16 protein-coding genes and 1 pseudogene are annotated in these 14,879 nt (G+C 61.0%); 5 read left to right on the forward strand and 12 right to left on the reverse strand.

All coding sequences use genetic code 11. From position 1 onward, the window contains the following. Nucleotides 1-22 precede the first annotated feature (22 nt). The 5 genes and pseudogenes from U5O12_RS20215 to U5O12_RS20235 all read right to left on the reverse strand — a co-directional run bounded on the left by U5O12_RS20215 (nucleotide 23) and on the right by U5O12_RS20235 (nucleotide 5,101). Nucleotides 23-1,768: pseudogene (locus tag U5O12_RS20215) on the reverse strand (ShlB/FhaC/HecB family hemolysin secretion/activation protein). Between the two features lie 209 nt (nucleotides 1,769-1,977). Continuing rightward, nucleotides 1,978-2,358, reverse strand: a complete 381-nt coding sequence (locus U5O12_RS20220) for a hypothetical protein (RefSeq protein ID WP_322580376.1) — start codon at nucleotides 2,356-2,358, stop codon at nucleotides 1,978-1,980. Nucleotides 2,359-2,420: 62 nt separating this feature from the next. Further along, nucleotides 2,421-3,752, reverse strand: a complete 1,332-nt coding sequence (locus tag U5O12_RS20225; RefSeq protein WP_322580377.1) for a DDE-type integrase/transposase/recombinase — start codon at nucleotides 3,750-3,752, stop codon at nucleotides 2,421-2,423. Further along, complete coding sequence (locus tag U5O12_RS20230; protein WP_322580378.1) at nucleotides 3,749-4,411, reverse strand: TnsA endonuclease N-terminal domain-containing protein; 663 nt, start codon at nucleotides 4,409-4,411, stop codon at nucleotides 3,749-3,751. Before U5O12_RS20230 ends, U5O12_RS20225 begins: the two co-directional genes overlap by 4 nt. A 213-nt stretch (nucleotides 4,412-4,624) precedes the next feature. Then, a complete protein-coding gene (locus U5O12_RS20235) occupies nucleotides 4,625-5,101 on the reverse strand; it encodes a hypothetical protein (RefSeq protein WP_322580379.1) in 477 nt (158 codons plus the stop codon). Between the two features lie 141 nt (nucleotides 5,102-5,242). Between U5O12_RS20235 and mgrA the strand changes: the two genes are divergently transcribed. The 3 genes from mgrA to U5O12_RS20250 all read left to right on the forward strand — a co-directional run bounded on the left by mgrA (nucleotide 5,243) and on the right by U5O12_RS20250 (nucleotide 7,900). After that, complete coding sequence (gene mgrA / locus U5O12_RS20240; RefSeq protein WP_322580380.1) at nucleotides 5,243-6,289, forward strand: L-glyceraldehyde 3-phosphate reductase; 1,047 nt, start codon at nucleotides 5,243-5,245, stop codon at nucleotides 6,287-6,289. A 13-nt stretch (nucleotides 6,290-6,302) separates the two neighbouring features. Next, nucleotides 6,303-6,992, forward strand: a complete 690-nt coding sequence (locus U5O12_RS20245; protein ID WP_322580381.1) for an AraC family transcriptional regulator — start codon at nucleotides 6,303-6,305, stop codon at nucleotides 6,990-6,992. Between the two features lie 71 nt (nucleotides 6,993-7,063). After that, nucleotides 7,064-7,900, forward strand: a complete 837-nt coding sequence (locus U5O12_RS20250) for a DMT family transporter (protein WP_322580382.1) — start codon at nucleotides 7,064-7,066, stop codon at nucleotides 7,898-7,900. A gap of 70 nt (nucleotides 7,901-7,970) precedes the next feature. On the opposite strand, the gene ptsP is transcribed toward U5O12_RS20250, so the two are convergent. From ptsP to U5O12_RS20280, 6 genes are all read right to left on the reverse strand, one after another. After that, on the reverse strand, nucleotides 7,971-9,758 hold the full coding sequence (gene ptsP / locus U5O12_RS20255) for a phosphoenolpyruvate--protein phosphotransferase (protein WP_322580383.1): 1,788 nt from the start codon (nucleotides 9,756-9,758) through the stop codon (nucleotides 7,971-7,973). Between the two features lie 125 nt (nucleotides 9,759-9,883). Beyond that, nucleotides 9,884-10,153 carry an HPr family phosphocarrier protein gene (locus tag U5O12_RS20260; RefSeq protein ID WP_094476268.1) on the reverse strand — a complete coding sequence of 90 codons (270 nt, stop codon included), beginning with the start codon at nucleotides 10,151-10,153 and terminating at the stop codon, nucleotides 9,884-9,886. Further along, complete coding sequence (locus tag U5O12_RS20265) at nucleotides 10,122-10,568, reverse strand: PTS fructose transporter subunit IIA (RefSeq protein ID WP_322580384.1); 447 nt, start codon at nucleotides 10,566-10,568, stop codon at nucleotides 10,122-10,124. The genes U5O12_RS20260 and U5O12_RS20265 overlap by 32 nt, the downstream gene beginning before the upstream one ends. A gap of 26 nt (nucleotides 10,569-10,594) precedes the next feature. Next, the gene (locus U5O12_RS20270) at nucleotides 10,595-11,818 is read right to left on the reverse strand and encodes an MFS transporter (RefSeq protein ID WP_322580385.1); all 1,224 of its coding nucleotides are present in this window, start codon (nucleotides 11,816-11,818) and stop codon (nucleotides 10,595-10,597) included. Further along, the gene (locus U5O12_RS20275; protein WP_322580386.1) at nucleotides 11,815-12,345 is read right to left on the reverse strand and encodes a hypothetical protein; all 531 of its coding nucleotides are present in this window, start codon (nucleotides 12,343-12,345) and stop codon (nucleotides 11,815-11,817) included. The genes U5O12_RS20270 and U5O12_RS20275 overlap by 4 nt, the downstream gene beginning before the upstream one ends. Next, on the reverse strand, nucleotides 12,342-13,046 hold the full coding sequence (locus U5O12_RS20280; protein WP_322580387.1) for a DUF4197 domain-containing protein: 705 nt from the start codon (nucleotides 13,044-13,046) through the stop codon (nucleotides 12,342-12,344). The genes U5O12_RS20275 and U5O12_RS20280 overlap by 4 nt, the downstream gene beginning before the upstream one ends. 14 nt (nucleotides 13,047-13,060) lie before the next feature. Here U5O12_RS20280 and U5O12_RS20285 point away from each other — a divergent pair, with 14 nt between their 5' ends. Next, the gene (locus tag U5O12_RS20285) at nucleotides 13,061-13,558 is read left to right on the forward strand and encodes a TlpA disulfide reductase family protein (RefSeq protein WP_322580388.1); all 498 of its coding nucleotides are present in this window, start codon (nucleotides 13,061-13,063) and stop codon (nucleotides 13,556-13,558) included. A 17-nt stretch (nucleotides 13,559-13,575) separates the two neighbouring features. Here the strand turns inward: U5O12_RS20285 and U5O12_RS20290 are convergent, their stop codons facing one another. Continuing rightward, on the reverse strand, nucleotides 13,576-14,028 hold the full coding sequence (locus tag U5O12_RS20290; protein ID WP_322580389.1) for a cytochrome c: 453 nt from the start codon (nucleotides 14,026-14,028) through the stop codon (nucleotides 13,576-13,578). A 180-nt stretch (nucleotides 14,029-14,208) separates the two neighbouring features. Here U5O12_RS20290 and U5O12_RS20295 point away from each other — a divergent pair, with 180 nt between their 5' ends. Further along, nucleotides 14,209-14,871: a cytochrome b/b6 domain-containing protein gene (locus U5O12_RS20295; protein WP_322580390.1), complete on the forward strand. Its 663-nt coding sequence runs from the start codon at nucleotides 14,209-14,211 to the stop codon at nucleotides 14,869-14,871. Nucleotides 14,872-14,879: the final 8 nt, after the last annotated feature.

Here is a 14,879-nt window from a genome sequence, read left to right on the forward strand (position 1 = left end):
ACTGGTCCACGGTTACAAACAGTCAAAACGCCAGATTCATGCTGAACCCGGCTGTGGTCTCTGCGGTCTTGAAGCCCGAGGGTTGGTACAGCGGGGCGCCTACAAAGATGTCGTACTGCAGCTTGCGGTAGTTGCCCCGCAGGCCCACCACGCCGCCGCTCAGGGCTTTGCCTGCCAGTTGTTCTGTGCTTTGGCCGCTCACGCCGCCTGCATCAATGCCGAGGTACAGCTCTTGCCCGCTGCTGCCCAGCGTCCAACCCAACTCTTGGCGCAGCAGCCAGCCGTTGTCGCCCGAGAGGCTGCCTTCGCCATCAAAGCCACGCACGCTGTAGCGTCCGCCTATGCTGAAACGGTCTTGCGGGGTGAGCGGTGTTTCATTGCCTTGCAGCCGCAGGTTGGCCTGGTAGCGCAAGGACTGGGCTAGCCACTTGAAGGGCTGGTTGAAAGTGACGTCGGCCACCCACAGGGTGAAGCGGGCGGTGCCTTGCCCGGTGGATTCCTCAGGGGCGTCCATGGCCGCAAAGTCCCGTGTGCCGCGTTTGTAGGCCAGGTTGGCGTCCAGCGTGGCGCTACCCAGAAACTCTTTGTGGCCCAGGTCCAGTTCCCAGCCGCCCACTACACGGCGCTGAATTTGCACTTCGGTATCGTCCACGTAGTTGTTGGAGTGCCGCTCAAAGGCTTTGAGGTGCACAGTGCTCTTGCGGGTGGCATCGCGGTAGACCAAGCGTGAGAGCTTGAGCTCTGCATTGCCGCTGGTGCCGCTGTAGACGTAGTTTTGGGTAGCGCCGATCACGGTCTGGTGGTAGCGGCTCTCGCTGAAGGTGGTGCCCAGCGTCTAGTAGCCGTAGGGGATGGAGTAATGCACCGTGTAGCCCCGCGTGCCGCGCGGGCCGGGGTCTCCGCCGCCAGCGTCGTGGTTTTGGGACAGGTAGAACAGGTCATTCAGGCCCAGCGGGTTGTCCCAAGAGAACGTGGCGCTGCTTTGGTAGCGGCCGGTGCTCTTGCCTCCGCTATCGTCCAGCGCCAAGGACAGCCGGACCGGGGTGGTGCTTTGGTAGGCAATGACCAGATCACTGTGGTCGGGCTGGTCGGCTGGGGTGATTTGGATGTCTGCATCGGCCGTGGGCACGCGCTTGAAGTTCTCCAGCGACTGCTCCACATCGCGCAGGTTGAGGATGTCGCCGGGTTGGGCCGGCACGGCAGTAGCCAGTGATGTGGGGGCTGCGATGGTCTTGCCATCTTTGTCTGCAAAGCGAACGGATCGAACACGGCCGGGCACCACAGTGAGCACCAGACTGCCTGTGGAGAGGTCTTGTGGCTCTGTCAACACTCGGGTTGTGACAAAACCTTTGGCCACCAGCGCATTCTGTGCCCGCTCCAGCAAGATGCCGATGCCTTGGGTACCCAGGCACTTGCGCAGAGGACTATCGGTTTTTTGCGGGCCGGACAAGCTGTCCAATACCCAGCTGAACTGAGCTGCGGCCTCGCCACGCAGTTCCAGCTGGCGGATGGGGAAGCACGGGGATTCCGATTCAGGCAAGCGCTGGGTGGCAGCAACCGGCGCACTCAGGCGCTCATCCGGTTGTCGTTGTTGCTGCTCGCGGAGTTGGGCGTCGCGTTCCTGGATGCGGCGCTGCTCGGCTGCATCACGCTGGCTATCGGTGAGGGCTTGGGCACCCGCGCCCACCATCACCGAGAACAGCAAGGTTGCTGTAAGTGTTGAGCGAAGCGGGTACAGGTAGCTGCGAGCGATTGAACGTTCCGTCATGGGTGGCTGTTGTTGTCATACGGCACCCACCAACGAACGGAGGACTGCTCTGAATTGCGCGCGACTTTACAGAGCTACAGTCGGTTTTGGTATCCCCCGAAAGAGTGAATTTGAGGGTTTTTACCAATTTGCCCACATATTTGGCCCAATTTTTACGGTTGGGCCTGCGGAACTGGGATGAAAGTTGGCTGATTTCTAGAAATCCAGACCTACGCCCCACCGTCAGATTCGGCCCAATCGGGAGCGAGTTGGGCATCTGGCTCGGTACCCAGGTAGGCCCTGGCCAACAAAATATGGGCCTCTTGCATGCGCCTGACCACGCGCCCGACCACCATCCTCTTTGTGTTCAAGGCCAAGGCAGCATCAACAATTCGCCAACCGTCGACCAAAACCATCGACGCGGTGGTTCGCAGCGGCTCAGCAGTCCCAAGCAGGTTTGCGATGGCCTCGAACTGGCGGTCGCTCATGATGGCGTGGGCGCTGTTGCGCGCCACCGTCATGGTGCGGGCGCGCTGGACACGCTTTTGCACTTTTACGAGGGTCGTCAGTTCGATGCCTGCCCCCGGCTTGTCCAGTTGCCCCGGTTTCAAATGCAGGCACGCCTCAATGTGCCGGGCTTTTTTTTCGCCAAAAGGCTTGTCTACGCTGGATATCAGGTTGGCCCAGCTTCTGGGTTGGCCTCCGCAGGCTTGGGCCAGTTGCTTTGGCTTGAGGCCAAGTGCTGTGAGATTGCGGTGTCGGATGCTCCCGAGATTGGTGAACATGGGGGATGAGGGGACTGTGAATAGAAAAAGCTGGCGGCTGCATGGTAACGGGGACTCATCGCATCCGCCAATTGGAGAAAGTCTCGACTATTTCGGAATAAAACTGTGGTCCCCATGAGGCGTTCAATGTGGGCTCCATAGCGCGGCTTCTTGACCGGGCGTAGATGGATGTCGATGTCATAGACCCGGCAAGCAGACTTCAGCATGTCACCTCGAAACTCGCGGGCGTTATCCATGTGAAGAATGCCCATGACACCCCACATGTTCCAGTCCACGCTAACTATGCCCCTTCGGCGCAACCAATCGTCCTTGGGAAGAATCGCGTGGCTGATGCACATGCCAGCAGACATTGCAGAAGGAGCCTCCAGCGAAAGGTACATGCCCAAACACACCCTGCTGAACACATCGATTGCCAAGGTGATCCAAGCTCGTTTGATGGACTTGCGGTGCTTGTCGTCCACGATCATCACGGGCAGCAAGGTGTGATCGATCTGCACAATGCTCAACGGCCAATCGGCGTCAGGAATTACCCCCTTAATCGGTTGATGCTTGGCGTGGGCCACGGCGGCGCCATAGCGCAATAGCGTCCTTTCTGGTCCATTGGTCTGATCCAATCTGATGCGTATCGTATTGGCCGCTGGCAACTTGAGATGTGCGTTAGAACACAAGCGTCGGATCTCTTTGACGGTCGCAGCGATAGACGCATGCTGGTCAGTGTCGTGGAACTCAGCCAACGTCTTTGCAATGATGGCCTCCACCTCCGGCGTAATGCGCGGCTTTGCTTTGCCGCCACGATTGCGGTACATCGGAAGAAGAGACGAGAGCGTACCGGTAGCGCGATAGGCGGTGACCCAGCGGTACACAGTTGCCCTGCTGACTTGGGCTTCTGCAGCAATCGCGTCATACAGCGCGTTGGATCGCTGATAGCGACTCAGCAGCAATGGCTCAATCCATTGCCTTCTTTTCTGGGCGATCGCCCATTCGTACTCGGTGACGTCAAGTAGCTCGGGCTCCGCCGTTTTTGCTACAGACTTTGCCTCCACTACTGTAGGCGGCCCGATGTCTCCCATTTTGAGCAGCACTTTGTTGCCTGTCTCCACGTCTCTGGCAAAAACCGCATTGACGTCGGCCAGGTTCAAAATGACGTACTCACGCCCGCCATTGGTGATGGTTGCCCCTTTAGTTACCCAATACTGAGTGGGTGTGGTGCTGTCTTTCATTGCGCAACTCCTAGCAAGTGCAATTCCACATCACCGCCGAAGGGAGTATCCAGATCCGTGTGCAAGCGCCTCTGGAACACCATGCTCCAAATCACCGGCAACCAATAAAGTCGTTCGTCGTCGGTGAACGCGAGAGTGGCCAGAATGCGCTCGGAGGACGAAACCCCGTGGGTGTCAGCCATGGCTTGCAGCACGCGCATGCAATCTGCTTCCTGTGGCTCAACATTGCGGTACTCCCGCAAGAACTTGATGTTCGCCAGCCGAGGGAGGCGAATTTCCGTTTCGTCGACCGTGCGGAACTCCCACCCGAGAGACTCGGCATAGACCTGCGCTGCAGCGAACTTGGGAGCGTAATCGGCAGCGTGTTTCTTCAAAAAGTCGCTGCGCTTCACTTCTGCTAGTAGCGGTTTTCTGATCTCGCCCGATTCGGGATCCGGTCGGTACTTCACGAGGACGTCGGGAACATACCCCCTCGGTACACCCTTCACTGGAATGCGAACGGGTTGCACCTCGAACGATTCCACAGCATCATCAAAGTCCAGCGCCAGCAGGTAGTCTTTTTCAAGCAGGGACTCAAAGGGGTCCATCACCTCGCTTTTACGACTTGAGTAGGCCCCGGTGACGAACAGGTGGTTTTTGGGGATCTTGCGAACGGGCATCTGACCAGTCTAGCGATTTGGGAAGTCAATTCAATCCAGTCTCACTAACTTCTGCACTTTTTCTCATTATCTATAGATAGATTCTGCAAATAACTGACGGTTTTTCTCAAAATCAACTGACAGTTCACAGCGCGCCTGCCGCTTAAAATCCAATCGCTACCAATTCGATAGCTGCTGGCGCACACTCAATGTGCGCCAGCAGCTATTTTTGCTTCAAGGCTTGGCGTAGCCACTCTCCACCCAAGCCACCGCACTGGCTCGACTGAGCTTGAAGGCGGGCGACACCTTGACCTGCGCAATCACATCATCACCCTCATCCCTCGCCGTCAGGGTTGCAGTGGGATTTTCCTCGTCGGGTTCAATGTCCAGGTAGACCCTTACGCGCCCCTCGCCGGCCGCCACTTCCAGACTCTGGTGCAGACTGGCGTGCAACTGCTGCTCGCTACGGCGCACGAATTCACGGGCTGTTTTCACCAGTGTCAAAAAGGCGCTTTGGTCCAGCGGCTTGGGGTTCTTTTTGTCGCGCCCCATGGTCCAGGGGCCGACCAGCGCGGGTTCCGAGGCACCGTCCGCCGTCATGGCGACGGCCCAGCCGTCGTCGTCTTCGTTCTTCACTACGCGGGCCGTCCAGCCGTCGCTGATCCAGAGGCGAGGCTCCTGGGTCTTCATGTCGGATTCGTTCAAATGCATGGCGTGGAGTATGCAGGGAGACGGAGATACAAGCTTCGTCACATCGACAGAAATCAGGTCAATCCTCTTCTGAATTTAAGCGCATAAAAAATGAACAACAATAGCGATTCCGTGTTGTCACTTTCAACCTCCAATCACACCATGTACCACGCAGCCTCTGACCGATACGACGGACGTGTTCCCTACCGCACCTGCGGCAAAAGCGGCCTCAAACTCCCCGCGGTGTCGCTGGGCCTGTGGCACAACTTCGGCGACGCTACGCCCTTCCAGACCCAGCGCGACATGCTGCGCACCGCCTTCGATTTGGGCATCACCCACTTCGACCTGGCCAACAACTACGGCCCGCCCTACGGCAGCGCCGAGACCAACTTTGGCGAACACCTGCGCCGCGACTTCAAGCCCTACCGCGATGAGCTGCTGATCTCCAGCAAGGCCGGCTACGACATGTGGCCCGGCCCCTACGGCCAGGGCGGCGGTTCGCGCAAGTACGTGCTGGCCAGCCTGGACCAGAGCCTGAAACGCATGGGCCTGGAGTACGTGGACATCTTCTACAGCCACCGCTTCGACCCCGACACCCCGCTGGAAGAAACCATGGGCGCACTGGCCACAGCAGTGCAGCAGGGCAAGGCGCTGTACGCCGGCATCAGCAGCTACTCGGGCACCAAAACGCGCGAGGCAGCGGCTATTCTCAAGAGCATGGGCGTGCCCATGCTGATCCACCAGCCCTCCTACAGCCTGATGAACCGCTGGATCGAGGAAGACCTGCTGGACGCTCTTGAAGAAACCGGCATGGGCTGCATCGCCTTCAGTGCGCTGGCCCAGGGCCTGCTGACCAACAAGTACCTCAACGGTGTGCCCGCCGACGCGCGCATCAACCGCCCCGGCGGCGGCTCCTTCAAGCAGGACCACCTGAGCGAGCAAAACCTCAAGCACGTGCGCGCCCTCAATGAGATCGCGCAGGCGCGGGGCCAGAGCCTGGCACAAATGGCCACCGCTTGGGTGCTGCGCGATGCACGCGTGACCTCCGCGCTGATCGGCGCGAGCAAGCCCGAGCAGATCGTGGACCTGGTGGGCGCGATGAAGAACCTGAGCTTCACCCAGGCCGAGCTGGACGCTATCGACGGCCACGCCGTCGATGGTGGCATCAACCTGTGGAAGCGTCCCTCCACCGACCAGCGCCTGGCCTGAGCCCCTGCTGGCCATGCACGCCGCCCATGGCTCCCTATCGCTGCGCCAGTACGGTCCCTCGCCGGGCAGCCATGCGCATGACCATTTCCAAATCCTTCTGGGCCTGGACGGCACGCTTGAGCTGGAAGTGCAAGGCCGGGGCCAGCGCGTGGCCGCGGGCAGCGGCTGCGTGATTGCACCGGGCGAGCGGCATGACTTTGAGGCACTGGACGGCGCGCATTGCCTGGTGCTGGACACGGCGTACGCTGACTGGGCCAGCGCCGTGGGCACACCCGTGCAGCCCGCCACGGCGCTCGCGCTGGCGCGCTACCTGCAGCTGGCGCTGAGCCAAGAGCACAGCCTAGCGCAGCACTACGGCCCGCTGCTGCTACGCGACTGCTGGCGTACCCCACAGGCACGGCCGGTACGCCACCAGCGCCGCATCGACTGGCAGGGCCTGACCCAGTGGTGCGAGCGCCAGCTGCACACGCCGCTGACCGTGGCCGACCTTGCGCGACAAGTCTTTTTGAGCCCCACCCAATTTGCCGTGCGCTGCCAGCAGGATGTGGGCATGCGCCCCATGCAATGGCTGCGCGACTTGCGCCTGCAACGCGCCCGCACCCTGCGCGCGCAGGGTCTGGCCATGACCGACATTGCGCGGCGCTGCGGCTACCAGTCGGCATCGGCCCTGACGGCCGCGCTGCGCCAACACACCCGGCACTGAGTCCGCCACACCGCAGTTCTGCAACAGCAGACCGTGGTTGGGCAACAGCGCCTGCGGCTAAGCTTGCCGCCATGCATGCCTCTTTCCTCGCCCTTGCCGCCATTGCCCTCTGGGGCTCGCTCGCCCCCTTGGGCGTCTCGCTCGCCCACGTTCCGCCCTTCCTGCTGACGGGTTGCTCGCTGCTCATTGGCAGCCTGATCGGGCTGGTGCTTACCCGCGGCCGGGTGCAGCCGTGGAAGGTACCGCTGCCCACACTGGCGCTGGGCCTGTACGGGCTGTTTGGCTACCACTTCCTCTTCTTCATCGCGCTGCGCTACGCGCCGCCGGTGCAGGCCAACCTGGTGAACTACCTGTGGCCGCTGGGGATTGTGTTGATGGCGCCGCTGTTCCTGCCGGGCATGCGCCTGCACGGGCTGCATATTGCGGCGGCGCTGCTGGGCTTTGCGGGCGCGGCGCTGGCGATTGTGGGGGGGCGCGACTTGCAGGGCGGCTTTGCTTGGGGCTACCTCCCGGCGCTGGCCTCTGCCTTTATCTGGTCCAGCTACTCGCTGCTGACGCGGCGCGTGCCGCCCTTCCCCAGCGCTGCGATTGGGCTGTTCGGGCTCGTGTCAGGCCTGCTGTCCCTGCTGTGCCATGCGCTGCTGGAAAACGCGGTGGACCTGAACGCGCACGACTGGATGCTGTTGGCCGCCATGGGCCTGGGGCCGCTGGGCGGCGCGTTCTACCTGTGGGATGCGGCGCTCAAGCGGGGGGACGCGCGGCAGATTGGCGTGCTGTCCTTCCTCACGCCCCTGCTGTCCACCCTGGCGCTGCTGTGGCTGCGCGGCGAGTGGCCCAGTGCCTCGGTGGTGCTGGCAGCGGCCCTGATCATTGGAGCGGCCGTGCTGGGCTCCCGAGCGGGCAAATAGGATCAGAGCTACATTTTCAAGCCAAATCGGCCTCTAGCCCTTTTGGGTTCTGCGCTAGCAGCTCCTCTTTTTATAGCGGCATGGGCCGACTGCTGAGTTCCTCGCCGGGCTCTTCAGCATCGCACACCCCTTGGGCCCAGGCCTCCAGCTTGCTGGCATCGGCGCGCAAGACTTCTTGCTTGACCGCCAAGATCTGCGCCGGGTGCATGGAGAAGCTGCGCAGCCCCAGGCCCAGCAGCAGGCGCGTCATGCCCACATCGCCCGCCATCTCGCCGCACACACTCACGTCCTTGCCCGCGGCACGGCCCGCCGCAATGGTGTCAGCCACCAAACGCAACACCGCCGGGTGCATGGGATCGTACAGATGCGCCACCGACTCGTCGGCCCGGTCGATCGCCAGCGTGTACTGGATCAGGTCGTTGGTGCCGATGGAGAGGAAATCAAAGTACTTGAGAAACAGGCTCAGGCTCAATGCCGCAGCCGGAATCTCGATCATGGCGCCGAGTTGGATGGGGCCGTAGGCCACGCCGCGCCGGTCCAGCTGGGCGCGTGCCTTGTCGATGTGGGCGATGGTCTGCTTGATCTCGTTGGCATGGGCCAGCATGGGGATCAGCATGCGCACCTTGCCATGCGCCGCGGCCCGCAAAATGGCGCGCAGCTGCGTCAGGAACATACCGGGGTCGGCCAGGCTCCAGCGGATGGCGCGCAGGCCCAGTGCGGGGTTGAGGTGGGCGTTGTCGCGCACTGAGTCATCCAGCGGCTTGTCGGCCCCCACGTCCACCGTGCGGATAGTGACGGGCAAGCCCTGCATACCCTCTACCGCCCGCTTGTAGGCCTGGTACTGCTCTTCTTCATCGGGCAGGCGGCCCTGGCGGCCCATGAACAGGAACTCGCTGCGAAACAAGCCCACGCCCAGCGCCCCAGCCTTGAGGGCGGCATGGGCATCTTCGGGCATTTCGATGTTGGCCAGCAGCTGCACCTTTTGCTCGTCCATGGTGATGGCGGGCGTGTGCAGCAGGCGCTGCAGGCGGCCGCGCTCCAGCTCACCCTGGCGCTGCTTGAAGCCGTACTCGGCCAGGATGATGGGCGACGGGTCGACGATGACCACGCCCGCGTCGCCATCGATGATGACCCAGTCGTCTTGGCGCACCAGCTGGCTGCAGGTGCGCGCCCCCACCACAGCCGGAATATCCATGCTGCGCGCCACGATGGCAGTGTGCGAGGTCTTGCCACCCACGTCGGTAATGAAGCCGGCAAACACGCTTTGCTTGAACTGCAGCATGTCGGCGGGCGACAGGTCGTGCGCGATCAGCACCAGCGGCACATCCACCGTGTCGTCCAGCAACAAGTCTTGCTGGGACGACTTGCGCGCTCCACGGGGCACGGGCTGCACGATGGGCGACTGCGCCCCTTTCATCGCGCGCAATACCCGCTCACAAATCTGCTCCATGTCGGCCTTGCGCTCGCGCAGGTAAGCGTCTTCCATTTCATCGAAATGGCGGGCAATAATTTCAAGCTGTGTGGTCAACGCCCACTCGGCGTTGTAAAGCCGGTCAGTGATCCAGTGCTTGACGCCGGATACCAACTCCTCATCTTGCAACAGCATCAAGTGCACATCTAGCAGGGCTGACAGCTCCTGCGGCGCCTCTTTTGGCCCCATGCGGGTGATGCTCTCCTGCAGGCGGTGGATCTCGTCAACCACCGCGTCGCGCCCGGCCCGCACACGCTCAATCTCGGCCTGCACCTGGTCCGGTTTGACGAAGTAGTGCGCAACGTCCACCCGGCTGGAAGCCACCAGCACCGCACGCCCAATGGCAATGCCGCGCGAAACGGCCAGACCGTGGACGGAGAATGTCATGTGCGCACCACCTCGGAAACACCCTCCCCTGGGCCGCGCAGGGCAATTTCCCGCCAGGCCGCCCCGAGGGAAATTAGCCCCCTCGGGGGGCAGCGCCCCGCGCAGCGGTGAAGCGTGGGGGCCATTTACTCGCCCTCGCCGAATTTGTCGTTGATGAGGGCCAGCAGCGCGTCCATGGCCTCCTGCTCGCGCTCGCCACTGGTTTCCAGCGTGACTTCGGTGCCAATGCCGGCGGCGAGCATCATCACACCCATGATGCTTTTGGCATTCACGCGGCGGTCGCCACGTGCCATCCACACTTCGCACGGAAAACTGCCGGCCAATTTGGTGAGCTTGGCAGATGCGCGGGCGTGCAAGCCCAGTTTATTGACTATGGTCGTGTTGGTGCTGATCATGGGGTTTGCGATGTTGGTTTTGAGGGGCGGTCACGGCCACCTGCATGATGCATTGGGCCCCACCGGCCAGCGCCCGCGTGACCAACACGTCCAGTGCCTCTTGGCGGTAGTTCACGGTGCGCAGCAGCATGGGCAGGTTCACGCCAGCGACGAGTTTGCTATTGACGCCGTCCACCATTTTTTGCGCCACGTTGCACGGCGTGGCGCCGAACACATCGGTCAGCACCAAGACCTGGGGCGTGTCCAACTGGGCCAACACGGCCTGCGCGGCAGCGCGGGAAAGTTCAGGGCTGTCCTGCGCCGCCACATCCAAGGCCAGCACACCCGCTGCGGCCTCCGGGTACACATGCAAGGCAGCGGTGCGCAGCGCACTGGCCAGCGGTGCGTGGGCGACGATCAAAATGCCGGTGTTCATGGGGCGTGCTGCAAAGTGGGCTTTGATTATGGCGCCTTTGCCCGCAGGAAATAGACATAGGCACCGACACACGCCAATCCATACACACCAAAGGCCGCCTGGTAGGCCGCTACTTCGGCCAAGCCGAAGGCCTTGAAGCCGTCCAGCAAAAGACCGATGCCCCATTGCACCGCGAACACACCACTGAAGATCACCAGGTTGTAGGCCGACAGTGCCCGCCCCGCCAGGGCGGCGGGAAATGCCATGCCAACAGCGGGCTGTGCCAGCGCAGCCACCGTACAACTCACGCACACCAACGAAAAAAGCAGTGCAGAGCCTGTGGATATTGCGCCACCAGCTATTAAAAGAATAGCAAATAAAGCGAAATTCACGGGCATCCCCCAGGTGATCAGTCGGTCTGCACTATGGCCCTGGCGTGCCAGCCAGGGGTTGGCCCATCCCCACAACCAGTAGGCCACGAGCATGGCCACGTTGAGCCAGAACAGGCCTGTGGCGGCCTGTAGCGCACTGTAGCCAGCCACCTTGACCATCCAGGGTCCGGCCCACAAGGTTTGCATGGCCACCATGCCGCCATAGTTGAAAAATCCCAGCGGCGCCAGTTTGCGGAAATACGGATGCCGCCACACCTCCCGGTAGCTGGCGAGCACACCCTCTTGGGGTTGCGCGGCCACCGCTTCTGTTTGCCAAGGGGGAGATTGCCAGGCGATAGCCAACATTGACACGGCCACCAAGATGCCCAGCAGCATGAAAATGCCACGCCAGCCGATGAGCGGCATGAGCCATTGCACCGGCAAGGTAGAGGCGACCATGCCAAAGGCGCCCACCATCAGCATCCAAGAGTTGGCGCGCATCTGCAATTCAGGCGCATACCAGCGGCGGTAGCCGGTCAACGGCGCCATGAGGCAGGCGCTAACGCCTGCGCCACACAAGACGCGAGCCGCCAGCAAACCCCAAAAACTCTGGGCGAGCGCAAAGGCCAGACAGCCCACCACGGCCACGGACAAAAATGCGATCTCCACCCGTTTGGGGCCCAAGCGGTCCAGCCATCGCCCCAGGGGCAACTGCGTGGCCGCAAAACCCAGAAAGTAACCGCCAGCCAACAACCCCAAGTCACGGGACTGCAGGTTGAACTCTTGCACCAGTGTGGGCGCGAGGGTGGCGGTGATGGCGCGAATCAGCGCCGACAAAAAGTAGGCCAGCGCAAATGCGCTGAACACCAGCACAGCCTTGCGGGGAGTCAGTGGGCTCATGGCACAGAAATATCCGTAAAAAATGGCTCAATCATGTCTGCGGCCAAGCGATCGGCATACACCGCCAAGTGGTACACATCGCGGCCCACCACCAACCAGGCCAGCTGGCCTTGCACGGCCCCGCCCTGGGGGCGCTGCCCACTTGCCTGCAGCCATGGGGCAGTGGCCAAACCGGGCACCCCGTTCAGGCGGGGCGCTGGCACGCTACGGGTCGTGGAGTCGTCCGCCCGCAACGCCAACAACGCAGAAGAGCGCCAGGCCTGCCATACGTCAGGCACCGCGGTCGCGTCGTCGACCTGGATGCGACTGATGGCAAAGAGCGCACCACCGGCTTCGCAGCCTTGCATCTCCAGCGGTAACTGGCGGCCGGCCAGCGTCACCACACGCTGCGCCTTGTCTGGTTTGCACGGCAGCGAAAAAACCAAACCGCCCAGCGGGACGTTGCGCCAGTTCAGCGAGGGGCTGCAAGCAGCCACAACCAACACCACCGGCATCCACCAGCGGGCGGTCCTTGCGTAGCCGCTCACTTCAGCGCGCCGAATACTTTGGTCAGGATGGAGCTTCCATACGCAACAGGGTTTTGACGGATTTTCTTTTCCTCTTCCGAAATCATGAAAAAGAGCCCGTCCAGGGCTTTTCCGGTGACGTATTGCTGGATGTTGGCGTCTTCCTTCTTCATCAGCCCGATTTCGGACGCCTTGCCAGCCAATTGGTTGTATTTGTCGGCCAAACCTACTTTTTCTGTGGCCTTGGTCACGATGGGCAAGAATTTCACGCCCAAAGGTGACCGGGTTTTTTCGGCAAAAAACTGGGTCACGGCCGTGTCCCCACCGCTCAAGATCCCCTTGGCATCGTTAACGGACATGCCTTGCACGGCTTTGAGCAACAAGTCCTTGGCCATGGGGACGGCGGCTTCGGCACCCCGGTTCATGGACGTGACCAGCTCATCCACCTTGGCGCCTTGGCCGAATGTGCGCAATAGCTTCGCGGCATCTTCCAGGTACCCGGGCAAAGGAATGCGAACTTTTTCGTTGCCAAGGAATCCATCCTGTACACCCAAGATGCCTACCGCTGCCAACGCACCTTTTTCAAGAGCGGTTTTAAGCCCTTTGGTGGCATCGGCCTTGGTCAGATCTTCCAGACCAAGCGCATAGGCGGGGTGCAAAGCTGCAGCAGTCCACAGGGCAGCCGTGGTCAAGGAGATGGAATTAAACTGTCGGCGGTCCATAGAGATACCTATTCATGAAAAAACAGATTGTCGTTGCCAGCATCGTAGCCGCTGCCGTTTTGATCGCCGGCGGGGTCATGCTCACCCAAAACAAAGCGGCCCCGGCATCTACCTTTGTATTGCTGGATGGCTCGCAAAAACCGGCGTCGGCATTACAAGGCAAAGTCACCTTGGTAAATTTCTGGGCCACTAGCTGCGTTTCGTGTGTGGCCGAGATGCCCAAATTGGTCTCCACTTTCGAGAAGTACAAACACCAAGGCTACGGAACAGTGGCCGTGGCGATGGCCTACGATCCCCCCAGCTATGTGGTGAACTTCGCCCAGACCCGCAAGCTTCCCTTTGACGTGGCGATTGACAACACCGGCGCTGTGGCCAAGGCTTGGGGCGAAGTGGGCATTACGCCCACCAGCTATTTGGTCAACAAGCGCGGTGAGATCGTAAAGCGTTACGTTGGGGAACCCAACATGTCGGAACTTCACCAATTGATCGAGGCCCTGCTCAAAGAATCCTGAGCAGGGCAGCGCCGCTTTTACGAGCGGAATGCATCGTGGCAGGTCTTGCAGCTGCCACCAACAGCGCCTACTGCGGCTTTGATACTGTCCAAATTGCCTGTTTTGGCTGCCGCGTTGAGCTTGTTCATGTCGCCCTGCATCTTTTCAGCGTATTCGTTAAATTTGGCTTTGTCCGTCCATATCTCTGCCTTGGCCTTGGTGGGAGCGCCCTTGTCGGTGCCATCTCCGAAGGCAGCCCAGGGCAGTTTGCTCATATAAGCCGCCACTTCCGCACTCTCTGCCGCCACTTTGGCGTCAAATGGAACCCGCCCGGCAGCCATCGCAGCAACCCGTGCGAAGTTCTGCTGCATGACAAACAGGGAACTCTGGCGATACTTGATCGCGTCTTCCGGCTTGGCAAACTGGGCCATGGCCGGCACAGACAGAGTGGCAGCGGCGCTGGCCAGAATCAGGGTAACAAGCTTTTTCATGGAACATCCTTGGTGGTTGAGGGAAACTGACGCCGGGAGTAGAGCTACAGCCTTGGTAATTAGTTCAGGCTGCAACAACATCCTAGGGTAAACACCGCCTGAGGCCAAGCCCTTGGGCCGGTGATACATTGCACATTCGTCCCTTACAGGGGCGAACAACCCTTGATGAAGGAGAACACGATGCAAACAACCCGCGTGTGGGACTTGCCGACCCGCCTGTTCCACTGGCTACTGGCTTTGGCGGTGATTGGTCTGGTGATTTCTGGCCAAGTGGGGGGCAGCTGGATGGACTGGCATTTCCGCCTAGGTTATTGCGTCTTGACGCTGCTGTTATTCCGGGTGGTCTGGGGGTTTGTTGGGGGCCACTGGTCCCGCTTCGTCCATTTTTTTTACAGTCCCAGCACTATTTGGCGCTACATGCAGGGAGAAGCAGCACCCGAGCACGGTGTGGGACACAACCCGCTGGGCTTTCTGTCGGTTCTCGGCCTGCTGGGTTTCGTCTTGCTTCAAGTCATCAGCGGAATGTTCAGTGACGATGAGATCGCCACCGCAGGCCCGCTTTCCAAGTTTGCCAGCGGTGAATGGGTAAGCCGCGCTAGCGACTACCACACCGACGTTGGCAAGTGGGTAGTGCTGGGCTTGGTAATTTTGCATATTGCAGCCATCGTGTTTTATCGCTTCAAGAAAGGACAAAACCTTGTGACGCCCATGATCCGGGGTGACAAGGAGACCCAGGTGGGTGTGCCCAGCGCCCGAGATGACATTGGTTCACGCCTATTGGCGCTGCTCATTTTTGGGCTCTGCGCCGCTGCAGTTGCTGCCTTGCTGTCGTGGATAGCCTGAATGGAGCC

This window comes from Rhodoferax sp. (assembly GCF_034519335.1).
Taxonomy (GTDB): Bacteria; Pseudomonadota; Gammaproteobacteria; order Burkholderiales; family Burkholderiaceae_C; genus Allorhodoferax.